The 16474-nt window shown below is 65.6% G+C and carries 16 protein-coding genes; 9 read left to right on the top strand and 7 right to left on the bottom strand.

Annotated elements, in window-relative coordinates; genetic code table 11:
• The first annotated feature begins 58 nt into the window (after positions 1–58).
• Entirely contained in the window at positions 59–820 is a 762-nt protein-coding gene (locus tag J5474_RS10285) for a sulfite exporter TauE/SafE family protein (RefSeq protein ID WP_209360825.1), read from the top strand.
• A 144-nt stretch (positions 821–964) separates the two neighbouring features.
• On the opposite strand, the gene J5474_RS10280 is transcribed toward J5474_RS10285, so the two are convergent.
• The 4 genes from J5474_RS10280 to J5474_RS10265 form a co-directional block, all read right to left on the bottom strand.
• Entirely contained in the window at positions 965–2035 is a 1071-nt protein-coding gene (locus J5474_RS10280) for a methyltetrahydrofolate cobalamin methyltransferase (RefSeq protein WP_209360824.1), read from the bottom strand.
• Positions 2032–2697: an HAD family hydrolase gene (locus J5474_RS10275; RefSeq protein WP_209360823.1), complete on the bottom strand. Its 666-nt coding sequence runs from the start codon at positions 2695–2697 to the stop codon at positions 2032–2034. The genes J5474_RS10280 and J5474_RS10275 overlap by 4 nt, the downstream gene beginning before the upstream one ends.
• A gap of 3 nt (positions 2698–2700) precedes the next feature.
• The gene (locus tag J5474_RS10270) at positions 2701–3627 is read right to left on the bottom strand and encodes a methylenetetrahydrofolate reductase (protein WP_209360822.1); all 927 of its coding nucleotides are present in this window, start codon (positions 3625–3627) and stop codon (positions 2701–2703) included.
• An 84-nt stretch (positions 3628–3711) separates the two neighbouring features.
• Positions 3712–4032: a virulence factor gene (locus J5474_RS10265; RefSeq protein WP_209360821.1), complete on the bottom strand. Its 321-nt coding sequence runs from the start codon at positions 4030–4032 to the stop codon at positions 3712–3714.
• Positions 4033–4491: 459 nt separating this feature from the next.
• On the opposite strand from J5474_RS10265, the gene J5474_RS10260 reads away from it, so the two are divergent.
• The 6 genes from J5474_RS10260 to J5474_RS10235 all read left to right on the top strand — a co-directional run bounded on the left by J5474_RS10260 (position 4492) and on the right by J5474_RS10235 (position 10602).
• Positions 4492–5604, top strand: coding sequence for a Ppx/GppA phosphatase family protein (locus J5474_RS10260; protein ID WP_209360820.1), 1113 nt, complete (start codon positions 4492–4494; stop codon positions 5602–5604).
• Positions 5605–5692: 88 nt separating this feature from the next.
• A complete protein-coding gene (locus J5474_RS10255) occupies positions 5693–6403 on the top strand; it encodes an RlmE family RNA methyltransferase (protein WP_209360819.1) in 711 nt (236 codons plus the stop codon).
• A gap of 417 nt (positions 6404–6820) precedes the next feature.
• The gene (locus J5474_RS10250; RefSeq protein ID WP_209360818.1) at positions 6821–7447 is read left to right on the top strand and encodes an SGNH/GDSL hydrolase family protein; all 627 of its coding nucleotides are present in this window, start codon (positions 6821–6823) and stop codon (positions 7445–7447) included.
• A complete protein-coding gene (locus J5474_RS10245) occupies positions 7447–7902 on the top strand; it encodes a lipocalin (RefSeq protein ID WP_209361016.1) in 456 nt (151 codons plus the stop codon). Before J5474_RS10250 ends, J5474_RS10245 begins: the two co-directional genes overlap by 1 nt.
• Positions 7899–9335 carry a carnitine 3-dehydrogenase gene (locus J5474_RS10240; RefSeq protein ID WP_209360817.1) on the top strand — a complete coding sequence of 479 codons (1437 nt, stop codon included), beginning with the start codon at positions 7899–7901 and terminating at the stop codon, positions 9333–9335. The genes J5474_RS10245 and J5474_RS10240 overlap by 4 nt, the downstream gene beginning before the upstream one ends.
• Positions 9328–10602 carry a glycerate kinase type-2 family protein gene (locus tag J5474_RS10235; RefSeq protein WP_209360816.1) on the top strand — a complete coding sequence of 425 codons (1275 nt, stop codon included), beginning with the start codon at positions 9328–9330 and terminating at the stop codon, positions 10600–10602. The genes J5474_RS10240 and J5474_RS10235 overlap by 8 nt, the downstream gene beginning before the upstream one ends.
• A gap of 151 nt (positions 10603–10753) precedes the next feature.
• Here the strand turns inward: J5474_RS10235 and J5474_RS10230 are convergent, their stop codons facing one another.
• Complete coding sequence (locus tag J5474_RS10230; protein WP_209360815.1) at positions 10754–11533, bottom strand: hypothetical protein; 780 nt, start codon at positions 11531–11533, stop codon at positions 10754–10756.
• A gap of 135 nt (positions 11534–11668) precedes the next feature.
• Here J5474_RS10230 and J5474_RS10225 point away from each other — a divergent pair, with 135 nt between their 5' ends.
• Positions 11669–12544, top strand: a complete 876-nt coding sequence (locus J5474_RS10225) for a glycosyltransferase family 2 protein (protein ID WP_209360814.1) — start codon at positions 11669–11671, stop codon at positions 12542–12544.
• A gap of 79 nt (positions 12545–12623) precedes the next feature.
• On the opposite strand, the gene J5474_RS10220 is transcribed toward J5474_RS10225, so the two are convergent.
• Both J5474_RS10220 and J5474_RS10215 read right to left on the bottom strand, forming a co-directional pair.
• The gene (locus J5474_RS10220; protein WP_209360813.1) at positions 12624–13148 is read right to left on the bottom strand and encodes a hypothetical protein; all 525 of its coding nucleotides are present in this window, start codon (positions 13146–13148) and stop codon (positions 12624–12626) included.
• Positions 13149–13399: 251 nt separating this feature from the next.
• Positions 13400–14770, bottom strand: coding sequence for a M20/M25/M40 family metallo-hydrolase (locus tag J5474_RS10215; RefSeq protein WP_209360812.1), 1371 nt, complete (start codon positions 14768–14770; stop codon positions 13400–13402).
• 463 nt (positions 14771–15233) lie between these two features.
• Here J5474_RS10215 and hemA point away from each other — a divergent pair, with 463 nt between their 5' ends.
• A complete protein-coding gene (hemA, locus tag J5474_RS10210; RefSeq protein ID WP_209361015.1) occupies positions 15234–16457 on the top strand; it encodes a 5-aminolevulinate synthase in 1224 nt (407 codons plus the stop codon).
• Positions 16458–16474 lie beyond the last annotated feature (17 nt).

Raw genomic sequence — 16474 nt, 5'->3', positions numbered from 1 at the left:
GGGGGGTTGCCTCTGGCCCGAAATGGGCTGAGGGTGCGCGCGCGAAGGGGAGGGTTCCATGGCGGCATTCGCGCAGGCGCATCTTGTTGGCTTGATCTGGGTTGCGGTGGCGCTGGGGCTGGGCGGAATCCTCAAGGGCGCCACGGGAGCCGGTGCACCGGTGATCGCGGTGCCGGTGATCGCGCTTTATTTCGACGTGCCCACGGCCGTGGCGGTGATGGTGCTGCCGAACTTCGCCACCAACCTGATCCAGAGCTGGAAATTCCGTGCGCATCTGCCTGCGGGACGCTTTCCCTGGCTGTTTGCCGGGGGCGGGTTCGTCGGCGCGTGGATCGGGACCGTGATGCTGGCGCATGTGGCGCCGCAGATACTGCTGATGATGGTGGCGGCGGTGGTGTTTCTGTATATCGGTTTCCGGCTGGCGCGGCCCGACTGGGCATTGTCGCGGGCGGTGGCGGATCGTGTGGTATTCCCTACGGCGACCGTGGCGGGCGTGCTGCAGGGCGCGACTGGGGTCAGCGCGCCGGTGTCCATTACCTTCCTGAACGCCATGCGGCCCGAACGGGCGGTGTTTGTGGCGACAATCTCGCTGTTTTTCCTCGCCATGACGCTGGTGCAGATCCCGGCGATGACGTGGTACGGGCTGCTGACGCCCTCGCGCGCCCTGGGGAGCGCCGCCGCGCTGGTGCCCATCGTGGCGGCCATGCCGCTGGGTGCCGCATTGGCGAAACGGCTGCCGAAGGAGGTTTTCGACAAGACCATCCTCGTGATGCTGGCCTGCGTGGCGGCAAAGCTGGTCTGGGACGCCTCGCTGCACTGATCCTGCCGCCTGAGCCCAAGCCCGACCTCGAGCCCGGACCGAACCGGAAACCAACGGATCCGAAACGGAAACCAACGGATCCGAAACGGGAAACGGCGCCCCTGTGAGGGCGCCGTTTCGGATTGCCTGCCTGAGGGGGATGCCTCAGGCCCGGCGACGGCGGCCGCCGCGACGGCCCCCGGACTCGCCCGCGGTGCCTGCGGGTTTGTTGAAGGCGATCCAGTTTGCCCCGCCTGCGTCCTGGTTCATCAGCAGGTTGGCGGCGCGGATTGCCTCCATTTCCTTGCCCGCCCGCGGTTGGGTGGACCCCATCCCGAAGAGCGTCACAAAGGTTTCGTCGTCCATGTCCGCCGGCAGCGTGATGCCTGCCGCAGCAATTGCGGCTTTCTTCTCTGCGATGGCTTTGGGGCCGATCGGCAGGGCCACCGGGTTCATGATGGCCGACGTCATGCCCGCGCCCATCGCCATCGGCAGGAAGGCGTTGTTCACACCGTGCCGGTTCGGCAGACCGAAGGAGATGTTGGACGCGCCGCAAGTGGTGTTCACACCCAGTTCTTCGCGCAGGCGGCGCACGAGGGTGAAGACCTGATGCCCCGCTGTCGCCATGGCGCCAATGGGCATCACCAGCGGGTCGACCACGATGTCATGGGCAGGAATGCCGAAATCCGCCGCGCGCTCGACGATCTTTTTCGCCACGGCAAAGCGGACCTCCGGGTCCTCGGAAATGCCGGTGTCGTCATTGGAGATCGCCACCACCGGCACGTTGTACTTCTTGACCAGCGGCAAAACGAGTTCCAGCCGCTCTTCCTCGCCGGTGACGGAGTTCAGCAACGGGCGGCCTTCGGCGGCGGCAAGGCCTTTTTCCAGCGCACCGGGAACGGAGCTGTCGATGCACAGTGGTACGTCCACCACCTTCTGTACCCGCTCGACCAGCTGGCGCATCAATTCCGGTTCGACAAAGTTGTTGTCGGCATAGCGCGGGTCTTCGGCCATCTTGTTGGAGAAAACCGCGCCCGAGTTGATGTCCAGAACGGTGGCCCCGGCGGCGACCTGCGCGATGGCATCGGCCTCCACGCGGGAGAAATCGCCGCGTTCGAGTTCCTCGTTCAGAATCTTGCGGCCCGTGGGGTTGATCCGCTCGCCGATCACGCAGAACGGCTGGTCGAATCCGATTATTGCGGTCTTCGTCTTCGACTCGACGATGGTCCGGGTCATGCTGTCTCTCCTGTGATGCGCCGGAGGATGTCCTCCAGCGCCATGTCGTTGAAATCCTGAAGCGTCAGCGCCGCGCCATGGGACCTGAGGTCCGCGTCCGACAGGCTGGAACGGATGCCCACGGGCAGGGCACCCGATGCCGCCGCCGCCCGCATCCCCGAGGGGCTGTCCTCGAAGGCGACGGCGCGGGCGGGGTCCACGCCGAGACGCTCCATCGCGGTGAGATAGGGCAGGGGGTCGGGCTTGCCGCGCGCGCATTCCTCGCCGATCACCAGCACGTCGAAAGCCGCCCGCAGGCCGATGGCCTCCAGCATGGCTTCGGCGTTGAGGCGCGGCGCATTGGTGACGACGGCCAGCCCCCAGCCCTCCGACGCGGCGCGCGCCACCAACCGGTCCACACCGGGCATGCCGGGGTAGGGTTTGGGCAGGCGGGTGCGGAACGCGGCCTCTTTCTCCTCCGACAGGCGTCCCGGGTCACCGGCGCCGGGCAGCAGGTCGGCGAAAATGTCGGCGTTCAGGCGCCCGTGGATGTGCCGGAGGTAGAACTCCTCTGTCACGTCGTGACCCGCGGGGGCCAGCATATCGGCAAAAACCTCCCGATGCAGGCGGTCGGTGTCCAGCATGGTGCCGTCGAGGTCGAAGAGAAGCGCGCGGTCTGTCATGGGTCAGGCGTTCGCGGGTTGCGCGGCGGGGCCGCCGTTCCGGGTGGCCCATTCGGCGTTCGGCCTGATGCCGCCGAGCGGAAAGAAATGGACCTGTTCGATGCCGAAATCCGGGTTGGCGGCCTTGTGCGCGGCAAGGTCGGTCAGCACGTCCGTGGGCTCGTAAGGCAGCAGCAGCTTGGAGACGTCCATGGCGCGTTTCTGCAGCACCTTCAGCGAGGGGCCGACACCGCAGGCGATGGCGAACTTGATAAGGGTCTGCAGCTTGGCCGGACCTGCGATGCCGATGTGCACGGGCAGGTGGATGCCCTCGGCTTGAAGCCGGGACACCCAGTCGATGATCGGCTGCGCCTCGAAGGCGAATTGCGTGGCCATGGCCATCTGCGCGTCGGTGCGTTCGCTGAACGACTGCTTCCAGCGCGCGGCCTCCATCACGGCCCGCTCGCCGCCGTCCATGTCGATGTCTCGGTTGCCTTCGGGGTGGCCGGCCACGTGCAGGCGTTCAAAGCCCGCCTTGTCGAATAGCCCCGTCTCCATCAGTTGCATGGAGCAGTGGAAGTCGCCGTGCGGTTCCTTCACGCCGCCGCCCAGCAGGAGGGCCTGTTTCACATCGGCCTCGCCCTGGTACATGGCAATCCAGTTTTCCAGCGTGGCGGCGTCCTTGATGATGCGCGCCGGGAAATGCGGCATGACGGGGTAGCCTTCGTCGCTCAGACGCTTTGCCGTCGCGACCATCTCTTCGATGGGGGTGCCCTCGATATGGGCGATATAGACGCGCGTGCCCTGGGGCAGGAGGTCGCGGAAGCTTTCTACCCCGGCGGCCGTGCGCGGCATGACCTCGATGGAGTAGCCTTGCAGGAAGGCCTCCAGAGCACCGTTCGCGGGCGTGGTGTGCAGGTCTTCGCGCTTGCGGAAGTTGAACAGAGCCATAAGGGCCTCCTTCAGGGACATGCGGGCAGGGTCATGGGGGGCAGGGTCATGGGGGCAGAACGACGGGCCAGGGGCGCGGGATGCTCAGGTGTCGACGCGGGCCTGCGCCCAGCCGTCATTGGCGATCAGCGCCTTGATCCGGTCGGTGTCGTAGTCGGCCTCGATTCGCGCGGCCTCGGCCTGCGCTGCCTGCATCGGGTCGCCGTCGACCTTTCCCTCGACCGCCTTGCGCCATTCCGCGAGGTAGGCGTCGGTCTCCGCGGCGCCGGTCTTCATCGCGGCGCGGTCGATGGCCTGCTCGAAGCGCTCCGGCAATTGCACCTTTGCCCCTCGGCGGCCCTTGCCGACGATGACCTGCGCGGGGATGTCCCGCCAGTAGACGATGGTCAGATCCTGTGTGCCCATGCGTTGATTCCCCCTGGATGCCCATAGTGATGGTACTTGTCCTGTTCGTACCCGCGTGACCGCCGCCCCCTGCGTCGTTTTTCGACCCAAGGCGCGCTGTCCGCGACAAGGTAGAGAAAACCGCGCCCGGGGGGAACGGCAGCACCCCCCCAAAGTTTTCAGGAAAATGATGAGCGCTTTGACGGTTAGCGGCCAGTCGAGGGACAGTCTTCGGCAAGTCGCAACGGCAAGCGGGCCCAACCTCAGACATCCCGACATCATGGGTATTCCATCCAGGAGTGCGCCGCCGGTGATCTCGACGGAGCGCCTGACCACACCGCAGCGCTTTGTCGATCAAGATTGGAGCGCCCCCGTTATGAATTCCGCAACCCGCCGGATGCGCGGGTTCATGCGGCTTGCTAGTTGGCAGCGTGATGCGTACATTGAACCCAAGTTGAAATCGGAAAGAGGCGCATCGAAATGGCGCCCAAGCGTCCCAAGGCTGCGGGCGCTTTCCCGAGACCGGTCGAGAGTCCCGCGCCGAAAAGCCCGGATCCCAACGCGCTGTATGCCGCGCTGGATCTGGGAACAAACAGTTGTCGCATGCTGATTGCCCAGCCAAAGGGCAGCCAGTTCCATGTGGTCGACAGCTTCTCGAAATCCGTCCAGCTGGGACAGGGGCTCGAGATGTCCGGCCGTCTTGGCCGCGCCTCGATGGGGCGGACGGTGGCTGCCCTGAAGGTCTGCAAGCAGAAGATCGACAGGCACAGCGTGACCCGGATGAGGCTGGTCGCGACAGAGGCCTGCAGACGGGCCAAGAACGCTCGTGACTTCATCCGCCACGTTCGCCGCGAAACCGGTCTGACGCTGGAGATCATCCAGCCAGAGGAGGAAGCCCGTCTTGCGGTGATCTCCTGTGCGCCGCTCGTCTCTACCAAGACGGAGCAGCTGCTGGTCGTCGACATCGGCGGCGGCTCCACGGAATTGGTGTGGATCGACCTTTCTGCGGTGGAGCCGCGCGAACGGCCGCGCGCGATCATGCGGCTGCATGCGGGCTTTCATCCGCCGCACAGCCCGTTTCCCACGGCCAAGGTGGTAGACTGGATATCGGTCCCGCTGGGCGTGGCCACATTGCGCGACCAGTTCGCGGATGTGGAGGACGATGGCGCGCGCTACGCGCTGATGAGCTGGTTCTTCGAGGAGAACATGGCGGAGTTCACGCCCTACCAGGACCAGCAGGCCCGCGAGGGGTTCCAGATCGTCGGCACGTCCGGCACGGTCACGACGGTGGCGGCCTCGCATCTGGGTCTGCGGCGCTACGACCGGACAAAGGTTGACGGCTTGCGGATGTCCTCGGACCAGATCGAGGCGGTCATCAACCGTTATCTCGAAATGGGACCGACGGGGCGCCGCAAGGACCCGCGCATCGGCCCGGACAGGCATGCGCTGATCATGTCGGGGTCCGCGATCCTGCAAGCGCTGTTGCGGGCATGGCCCACGGATCGGCTGTCGGTCGCGGACCGGGGCCTGCGCGAGGGATTGCTCTATGCGCAGATGTCAGCGGATGGCGTTCTGGAAGACGGTCCGCTATAGACGGCTCTCCGGGCAAAGAGGTCGGGGGGCGCTGCCCTCCGGACCCCCGGAGGTCTTTTGAAAGCACACAAGCAGGAAGGTCGCGCTGATGGCGAAGGGGCCGAAGAATACATCCGGGCGCGGCGAGCGCGATCTGAAGGTGAAGGTGAAGACCGCGCGCGGCCGCACGCTGTCCTCCACCCGCTGGTTGCAGCGGCAGCTGAACGATCCCTATGTAAAGCGCGCGAAGGTGGACGGCTTTCGCGGTCGCGCCGCCTACAAGATCCTCGAGATCGACGACAAGTACCGCTTTCTCGTGCCCGGCGCGCGGGTCGTGGACCTTGGCTGTGCGCCCGGTGGCTGGTGCCAGGTCGCCGCGAAGCGGGTGAACGTTCTGGGCGACCGCCCCGGCAAGAAGCAGGGGTTCATCCTTGGCATCGACTTGCAGGAGATCGAACCGCTGGCCGGGGTCGAGCTGCACCAGCTGGATTTCCTGTCGGAGGGTGCGGACGACAAGATCAAGGACTGGCTGGGTGGCAAGGCCGACGTTGTGATGTCGGACATGGCGGCCTCGTCCTCGGGGCACAAGCAGACCGACCACCTGCGCATCATCGCGCTGTGCGAGGCGGCGGCGGAACTGGCGTTTGACGTGCTGGAAGAGGGCGGGACATTTGTCGCCAAGGTTCTGGCGGGGGGCGCGGAAGGATCGCTTCAGGCGGTGCTGAAGCAGCGCTTTGCCAAGGTTGCGAATTTCAAGCCGCCAGCCAGCCGGGCCGATTCCTCCGAAAAGTTCGTGGTGGCAACGGGATTTCGTGGCTGAGGCGCGTTTGGCACTTCAGTTTTTTCCTGAACTTATCCGCGAAGCCTTTGCCATAAACTGCGACGCACACGCGGCCGGGCCAGCGTGCTTGTCGCCTGTTCCTGCATGCGCGTGATGTCCTCGGGTGACAGTGCGGTGGGCAGCCTGCCGGGAGCGGTTGCCGCCGGTTCATCGGGGCCATCTGTCACCGCTTCCTGTCGATAGAGCGAGAACAGACGGCTGTGGCGGCTCTGACGGGTCGGGGCCTCCGTATCGGGCGCGGTGAGCAAGGGCTTGGTTCCGGGATGCATGGTTGAAAATCGCTTACTGGATGCCATGCGGGCGTGGCGAATCCAAGGCGCTCAGAAGGATGGTTTGCCATTGACCCGGGGGCGGAGGGGCGGTTGGGTGACGCAACAGGCAACCCCCGGAGCGATCATGACCGTCATTTTGTGTTACGGCGACAGCAACACCCATGGCACGGCGCCGATGGCCGCGCCCGGCGGGCAGGACCGCCATCCGAAGGGGCGCCGCTGGCCGGATGTACTAGCGGCGGAACTGGGCGAAGGCGTCGAGGTGATCCCGGAAGGATTGCCGGGGCGGACCACGGTGCACGAAGATGTGGTGGAGGGCGGCTGCCGCGACGGCGCGGCCGTGCTGCAGGCGGTGCTGAATTCCCATCGGCCCATCGACCTGATGATCCTGATGCTGGGCACCAACGACCTGAAGAGCCGCTTTTCCGTGACCGCGTGGGAAATCGCCCGCTCGGTGGAGCGGCTGGTGCTCATGGCAAAGGCAGAGGGCGTGGTGCGGCGCATCCTCGTCGTGGCCCCGGTCCCGGTGCGTGAAATCGGGTCTCTGGCGGAGGTTTTCGTCGGCGCGGAGGCGCGGCAGGCCGGGCTGACCGAGCTGTTGCGCGCGGTTGCGGAGCGGCAGGGATGCGGTTTCTTCGACGCTGGCGCATGCGCGGTGGTGTCGCCGGTGGACGGCGTCCACATGGAGGAGGCGGGGCATATCGCCATCGGTCACGCCATGGCGGCGGCCGTGCGGGACGCGCTGGCGTGATGCGCTGGCTGCTGCCACTGGTGCTGGCGGGCTGTACCTCGACCGCCGTCCTGCCGCGCGCGCCCGTGCCGCTGCGCAACCCGACCGCGCCGGTGGCCAGCCAGACCGACGTCTCATTGTCCCGGCTGGGCGGGCGCTGGCAGGTGGTGGAAAGCTCGCGCGCGGAAGCCGGGACGGAAGTCCTGTTCGGGGCCAACGCCATGCGTTTCGGAACAGACACTCGGGTTCTGGTTCCGCAGGGACTGGGACGGTTCGACTGGGGCGAGGGCACGCTCTGGGTGCATTGGCTGGACGCCGACAACCGGACGCTGGCGATGGGCGATCCGGGTGGAGGCTGGTTCGCCATTCTCGACCGGACGGGCCGCCCCGGCGAACGGCTGCGCGCGGCGCGCGAGATCCTGGAATGGTACGGCTACGACCTGTCGCGGCTGGCGGTGACGGAGAGAGGGGCATGAAACAGGTGGCGGCGATCATCGGCGGCGGCGTGATCGGCGGCGGCTGGGCCGCGCGTTTCGCGCTGATGGGCTGGGAGGTCCGCGTCTTCGACCCCGACCCGGAGGCCCAGCGAAAGATCGGCGCGGTGATGGAGAATGCGACCCGCACCCTGCCCATGCTCTATGAAAACCCCATGCCGACGCCCGGCGGGATCAGCTATCATGGGAGCGTCGCGGATGCGGTCGCCGGGGCGGTTTGGGTCCAGGAAAGCGTTCCGGAGAAGTCCGGTCTGAAGTTACAAGTTTTCAAGGAGATACAGGACATTTGTGATGTCGATGCGGTGCTGGCGTCCTCGACCTCCGGCTTCAAGCCGTCCGAATTGCAGGCGGGGGCGGCGCGACCCGGGCAGATCGTCGTGGCGCACCCCTTCAACCCGGTCTACCTGCTGCCGTTGGTGGAACTGGTGCCCGGCCCGGCCGCCGCGCCCGAAACGATTGATCGGGCCAAGGCGATCCTGACCCGGATCGGCATGTACCCTTTGCACGTCCGCGCGGAGATCGACGCCCACATCGCCGACCGTTTCCTCGAGGCAGTGTGGCGCGAGGCGCTCTGGCTGGTGAAGGATGGTCTCGCCACCACGGAGGAGATCGACAACGCGATCCGCTATGGCTTTGGCCTGAGGTGGGCACAGATGGGTCTGTTCGAAACCTACCGCGTGGCGGGCGGCGAGGCTGGGATGCGGCATTTCATGGCGCAGTTCGGTCCGTGCCTGTCGTGGCCATGGACCCGGCTGACGGATGTGCCGGATTTTACCCCGGCGCTGGTGGATCTGATCGCCGAGCAGTCCGACGCCCAGTCCGGGCAGAGCACGATCCGGGAGCTGGAGCGGCTACGCGACAACAACCTTGTCGCCATCCTGCGCGCTCTGAAGGGGCAGGAGGCGGCAGCGGGGCGCTTGATCCTCGACCACGACGCGGGTTTGCGGCGGCCATTGGGGGACGGTGTGCCCCTGGTCGCTGTGCGGCGGACGGTGCCCGTGGACTGGGCGGACGTTAACGGCCACATGAACGAAGGGCGCTACGGGCAGGTGTTTTCGGATGCCTCGGAGGCGCTGATGGCGCATGTCGGCGCGGACCGGGCCTATATCGATGCGGGCATGAGCTATTTCACTGCCGAAACCAACATGAAGTATCTGGCGGAGACCCTTGTTGGTGAATCGTTTTATGTGGAAACGCGGGTGATGTTTGGCGAGGGAAAGAAACTGCGTCTCTGGCACGAGATGAAGCGGGCGGATGGCACGTTGCTTGCCACCTGTGATCAGTTTTTGCTGCATGTCTCCTTGGAAACACGGCGCAGCTGCGCTCCCTTGCCGGAGGTGGCGGAGGCGGTGGAACGCCTGGCTGCGGTGCATCGAGAGTCCGCACATGCGAAAAAGGAAACGGACCATGGATAAGCGTGCCTTTCTGACGGATCTGTTCGACGCGGCGGTGGACGCGGCGGACCCGGTGCTGGCGTTGCGGGACGTGCTGCCGCCCAAACCTGCGGGACGAACGGTGGTCATCGCCCTTGGCAAAGGGGCGGCGCAATTGGCCGCGGCCTTCGAGGATCTGTGGGAAGAGGCCGGCAATGGCGCGCTGGAGGGGATCGTGGTCACCCGCTACGGTTACGCCGCACCATGCCGCCACCTGACCGTGCTGGAGGCGGCCCACCCGGTACCGGACGAGGCCGGGCTCGTGGCAACGCAAGCGGTGTTCGACGCGGTGGAGGGACTGACGGCGGCGGATCTCGTGGTGGCGTTGGTCTGTGGCGGTGGCTCCGCTCTCCTGCCCGCGCCGCCTGAGGGATTGACGCTGGCGGACGAGCAGGCGCTGAACCGGGCGCTTCTGGCCTCGGGCGCGCCCATCGGGGTGATGAACGCCATCCGCAAACACGTCAGCCGGATCAAGGGCGGGCGTCTGGCCGCCGCCTGCGCCCCGGCGCAGGTGGTCAGTCTCGTGGTTTCGGATGTGCCGGGGGACGATCCGGCGCAGGTGGCCTCTGGCCCGACGGTGCCGGATTGGGTCAGCCGGGAGGATGCGCTGCGCATGATCGAGACCCGAGGCATCGTTCTGCCTGAGCGTATCATGGCGCATATCGAAGCGGAGGCCGCTGCGGCGCCGAACCCGCTGGACGGGTGCTTTGAGGGGAATGTCGTGCGCGTCGTGGCCTCTGCTCGCCTGTCGCTGGAGGCGGCGGCGGCAAGGGCGGAGGCCGCGGGTATTCCGGCGGCGATCCTGTCCGACGCGATCGAGGGCGAGGCGGCGGTCGTGGGCGGCGTGCACGCGGCCATCGCCCGGGAGGTGGCGCTGCGCGGGCGTCCTTTCCGTGCCCCGGTGGTGATCCTCTCCGGCGGTGAAACCACGGTGATGCTGGGCGATAACCCCGGTCGAGGCGGACGTAACACGGCCTTTCTGTTGGGTCTGGCGCAGGGGATCGAAGGGCTGCCGGTGACGGCGCTTGCGGCGGATACCGACGGCATCGACGGGTCGGAAGACAACGCCGGGGCCTTTGCCGATGGTGAGAGCATGGCGCGGCTGCGCGCGACCGGGCAGGATCCGCGCGGGTTCGTTCACCGGCAGGACCCCTATGGCGCGTTCGAGGTGTTGGGTGATCTCTTTGAACCGGGCCCGACGGGGACGAACGTGAACGATTTTCGCGCTATTCTGGTCGATGTCCGTTGAACGGTTTCACCCTGGCGGTGCGGGGCGACTCGGGTGTCCTTTCCGGGCGGGCGACAGACGTATCCTGTGAAACGTCTGCTTCCGGGATGAGACCGGCGCGATTCAGGTATTTCTGAATCAAAGGAGCGGACGGTCGGGCCGACCCGGATTGTCAGCCGTAGTCGTAGCCGAGGCGGGATTCGGTTTCGAGATTCAGACGGCAGCGCAGGAAGTCGAGGTCGGCTTCGGGGACGGCGCGCGGTGTTTCCGGTCGCGCCTCTACGCTGGCGCGGAATCTGGAACCGAGGCGTCTGACGACGGGCCGGTAAGGGCCGGGCGGCAGCAGGGCGAGATGCCGGGCCACGTTGGCGAGGAAGGCCTCGGGTGCCTGTTGAACCGCCTCCAGCCGACACACAACCAGTGTGCAGTCCCGTCGCATGAAGGACAACAAAGAGGCGAGCTTGGCCCGCCGCAGCGAAAACAGGTCGGGAAAGGGCAGGCCGGTCAGCGGATTGCGGTCGTGTTGCAGCGGGCGACCATCGCCGCCGAGATCGGCCACCTGCGGGAAGTAGCGCTTGCGATCGGCGATGGTTTCCCACGGGTGGCGGATAAAATCGGAATAGCCCAGCCGCTGCATCGCGGGCGGCGTGTGCCATGGCTTTGCGTGCATCGACAGCGACCACGGGCGCGCGTCGCGCACGCAGGCGACGATCAGCACATCCGGCGGGATCGCCGTCATCTGGGGGAAGCCGTGCTTCCATCCGAGCGCCTCTATGGGTTGGAGGGGGGTATTGCGACCCAGCAGGCGTTTGACGAAGTTCGTCCCGGAAGAGCGTTCGCCAAAGACCTGAACGCGGGCGGGTGGTACCGGGCCGGGCTGGATGTGCCAGCCGGTCTCGGGGAAGACGGCGGGAATTTCCGGCGCGCTCTCCGGTGTAAAGTCCAGGTTCATCCTGTGTCTGCTTTCCTGCCCGTGTTGTCTTTTGTGCCACCTTAGCCACGTGCGGGGAAAAATGCGATTCTCATGCGGCGTGCGGAACGTTATCCTGCACGAACGGTCCCGGCAGAGGGCGAGGGAGACGAGCGGATGCAATCGGTTGCAGCGGCGCTGACCATGGTGCGCGACGACGCGTTTTTCCTGAAGGCGTGGTTGAGGCATTACGGTGAAACGCTCGGGCGGGAGAACTGTTATATTGTCAACCACGGCCGGGGCGAAGAGGTGGCGCAGCTGGCCGAGGGGTGCAACCTCATCGGTATTCCCGGCGACCCGCATCCGAATTTCGACATGAAGCGGTGGCGGATGCTCAACAACTTCGTGCAGGGCCTGCGCTGCTACTATGACCACGTCATTGTGGGCGACGTTGACGAGCTGGTGGTGGTCGACCCCAGCGATGGGCGCAGCCTGCTGGAGTGGTTGCGCACGGCGCGGCGCAAACGGGTGGTGACACCGCTGGGGCTGGAGGTGATCCACCGGATCGACTTGGAACGCGAGGCGATCACCGACCGCATCATCGGACCACGCCGCCATGTGCGCCTTGCGCCGCATTATTCGAAGCCATGCATCATCAGCCACGGCGTGAAGATCGCGCGCGGCGGGCACTACACACAATATGACAAGCTCCACGCGCCGGATGAGTTGTATTTGCTGCATCTGAAGTTCTGCGACTTCACGAATTACGTCGAGGTGATGAACGCCCGCAACGCGGTGACCGAAAGCACCGGCGCGACGGTGCAGGAAGCCTCTATCGGGCGGCATTGGTTCGCGGAAGCGCGCGGCGAGGACCGGGCGGTTTTTGACGGCTTTGCGGAGTTGGAGATGGAGGACGGTTTTGACCTCGGCTGGGTGCGCAAGCGGATGCACCGCAGCTGGGGGTCACGGGGGGACACCGGTTTCTGGCAGTTCGCTCGCCCGGACTACGCGCAGCAATATCTGCTGCCTGAGCGATTTGTCGGCGTGGTCTAGTCGGGGCGCTGGTATCTGGCGCCTGTTCGACGAGCCCCCCCTTGACGGTGGTCTGGGGACCTGGCGCCGTTTGCCTCGCTCAGTGACCGTTGGAGGCGACCGAAGCGATTTTGTCGAGTTGCAGGCCCGGAATCGTATCCCCGAAGGCTGCGGAAGCCGTCAGGATCGCGGTCTGGGAATTGCCGTCCAGCATCCCGAAGCCCATCTGCCAGATGCCCGGGGGCGTGTTGAACAGTGTCAGCGCCAGCATGCCGCCGGTCAGGATGCCGCCGGAGTTCTTCCTCTTCCCGCCGGTCTTTGACATGTAGCGCATGAGGTGCATGCAAAGCATCACCATGGAGGCCGCCAGCAGCACCGCCAGCCCATGCATGATCCAGCCGTGGTATTCGTCCGGCAGGGAGCCCTGACGCAGGGAGGCGGCGATATGGTCGCGCCGGTAGGCGACAGAGACCACGAGGTAGAACCAGCCGAAGCCGAGTAGCGCCATTCCGAAGGGTTTCGCCGGGGTGGCGTCCCTTGCGTAGGCGGCGTGACCCATACGCGCGAACCGCGGGTCGACCCGTGCGACACGGGTGCGGAAATCGGCGTGGGTGAGTTTTTTCATTGCAGCGGTCATGTCCAAATTGTTACCGGCGGATTCAGGCGGAATCACGATGAATTTGGGCGTTTGCGTCACAATCGTCTGTCCAAAAGGTTAGGGTTTTAACCATTTGGGCCATCAGCGGCGCATTTCCGTGATCTCGCCGCGAACGAACAGGTCGCAGTGGGCATGATCGAAGCCGCAGGAGGCGTGCGGGAGAGATATATGATTCGGGTTTGCGGGCGGGTCCTGTTCGGGGCCCGCCCGGTTCTGCCTCAGCGGATCGCGTCGAGGATGCGTACCCAGCTTCGGATGCCCTTGTGGAAGCTGTCCACGTCGTATTTCTCGTTCGGGGAATGGATCTGGTCGTCGTCCCTGGCCCACCCCACCAACATGGTGTCCATGCCAAGGATCGACTTGAAGTATCCCGCCACCGGGATTGATCCGCCGCAGCCGGTAAAAGCGGCTTCAGCGCCCCATTCCGCGCCGAGCACCGCGCGCGCCTGTTCGAACGCCGGGTGCGTCGTGGTCATCTGTCCAGCGGGGGAGGCACCGTGCGCGTGGAACTCCGCCCCCACGTCGGGTGGCAACTGACCGCGCACCCACGCGCGGAAGTTTTCACGGATGGCGTGCGGGTCCTGCTGGCCCACGAGGCGGAACGACACCTTTGCGCGGGCCTGTGAAGGCAGTACCGTCTTGAACCCGTCGCCGGTGTAACCGCCTGTGATGCCGTTGATTTCCGCCGTGGGGCGGGACCAGATCATCTCCAGCGCGCTGCGGTCCCGTTCGCCGGCGGGCGTCGACAGGCCGACATCGCCCAGGAAAGCGCCGTGGTCGAAGTGCAACCCGTCCCACTGCGACTTGATCTCCGGGGGCAGTTCCGGGACGCCATCGTAGAAGTCCGGCACCTGAATGCGGCCCTCGTCGTCGTGCAGGTTCCCAAGGATCTTCGTCAGCACCCGGATGGGGTTCATCGCCGCCCCGCCGTACATGCCGGAATGCAGGTCCTTGCTGGGGCCGGTCAGCACCACCTCCTCTCCACAGAGGCCACGCAGCTGGGTCATGATCGCGGGCACGCGGCTTTCGAACAGGCCTGTGTCGCAGATCAGGGCGATGTCGGCCTTCAGTTCTTCGGCGGTATGGTTGAGGAAAGGGATGAGGGAGGGCGAGCCGGATTCTTCCTCGCCCTCGAAGAAGAACGTGATGCGGCAGGGGAAGGCACCGTTCACCGCCTGCCACGCCCGGCACGCCTCGACGAAGGTCATGAGCTGGCCCTTGTCGTCCGACGCACCGCGCGCACGGATCACCCGACCCTTGTCGGTGTCTTCGATGGCCGGGTCGAAGGGATCGCGGTCCCACAGTTCCAGCGGGTCCACCGGCTGCACATCATAATGGCCATAAAAGAGGACATGCGGCCCGTCACCGTCGACGTGGCCCATGACCATAGGATGACCGGGGGTGGTGCGCTTCTCTGCCTTCACGCCGAAGGATTCGAGATCCGCCACCAGCCAGTCGGCGGCGCGGTCGCAGTCCGCCTTGTAAGCGGGATCGGTGGAGATCGACGGGATTCGCAGCAGCGCCATGAGGCGGTCGAGCGCCTCCGGCAGGTCTGCGTCGATACGGGCGAGGGTGGCGTCGAGAGACATGGGAAACTCCCTTGTGAATGTTGGGGCGGAGCCTAGCCGGATCGGGGACAGTGTCCAGCCGGGCCGGGAAAGGGGGGCAGACCGGGCATCATCGGAGATTGATTGAATTTGCATTCCGAAAACGGGCGGGCGTCAGTGCGCGGAGGTTTACGCAGGCGATGGTTTGGCTTACTGCGCGGTCGGTGAAGGCCGGCTACACCCAAGGTCGGTACATCCATTGCTCCGGCAGGGGTCCCAAGGCGGTTTCCGATCCGCTACACTGGGGGCTACGGGGAAAGATGGAGACGGGATATTTGTTTTGCACGCTTGATCTCTGTCAAGGATGCGACGGATGGTCCGCCTCTAGACGGTAGACAGACGCTTTATAGGGCTTTAGTTATTCACGAACTTGAATGCGGTAGTACACCGCGGCACAGGGTTCGCAGACGACAATGACGCGCCCATGACCAGAAGGAGGAGCCCGGTGGACTACACCGCGAAACTCGACGACGCCCTCAACGCCTTGCACCGCGAGGGCCGTTACCGCACCTTCATCGACATCGAGCGCAGGAAGGGTCAGTTTCCGCACGCCACCTGGACGAAACCCGACGGGACAGAGGCGCCGATCACCGTTTGGTGCGGCAACGACTACCTCGGCATGGGTCAGCACCCGGTCGTTCTGGAGGCGATGCACGAGGCCCTCGATGCAACCGGCGCCGGCTCTGGCGGAACGCGCAACATTTCCGGCACCACCGTCTACCACAAGGCGCTGGAAGCGGAGCTCGCCGATCTGCACGGCAAGGAAGCCGCGCTGCTGTTCACCTCTGCCTACATCGCGAACGACGCGACGCTTTCGACGCTGCCGCGCCTGTTCCCGGGCCTGATCATCTATTCCGACGAACTGAATCACGCCTCCATGATCGAGGGTATCCGTCGTAATGGCGGGGCAAAGCGGATCTTCAAGCACAACGACCTCGATGACCTGCGGGCCAAGCTGGAAGCCGACGACCCTGCCGCGCCGAAACTGATTGCTTTCGAATCGATCTATTCGATGGACGGCGATTTCGGCCCGATCGAGGCGCTTTGCGACCTCGCGGATGAATTCGGCGCGCTGACCTACATCGACGAAGTGCACGCCGTCGGCATGTACGGCCCCCGCGGCGCGGGCGTGGCCGAACGGGACCGGCTGATGCACCGCATCGACATCATCAACGGCACGCTGGCAAAGGCCTACGGCGTCATGGGGGGCTATATCGCCGCCTCGGAAAAGATGTGCGACGCCGTGCGCTCGTATGCGCCGGGCTTCATCTTCTCGACCTCGCTGGCGCCCGCGCTGGCCGCCGGGGCGCAGGCGTCGGTGGCCCATCTGAAACGTGACCACGCGCTGCGCGACAAGCATCAGACCCAGGCCAAGATCCTGAAAACGCGTCTGAAAGGCATGGGCCTGCCCATCATTGATCATGGCTCCCACATCGTGCCGGTGATTGTCGGCGACCCCAAGCATACCAAGCAACTCAGCGACATGCTGCTGGAAGGCTACGGTATCTACGTTCAGCCGATCAACTTCCCCACCGTGCCACGGGGCACGGAGCGCCTGCGCTTCACGCCCTCGCCGGTGCATGGCCCGGACGAGATGGACAAGCTGATCCGCGCGATGGACGAACTCTGGTCGCACTGCGCGCTGAATCGTGCCGAATTGGCGGGATAACGCCCGGTACTCCTGTC

Source organism: Sagittula salina (assembly GCF_017813235.1).
Taxonomy (GTDB): Bacteria; Pseudomonadota; Alphaproteobacteria; order Rhodobacterales; family Rhodobacteraceae; genus Sagittula; species Sagittula salina.
This window is presented reverse-complemented; position numbering and strand designations above follow the sequence as displayed.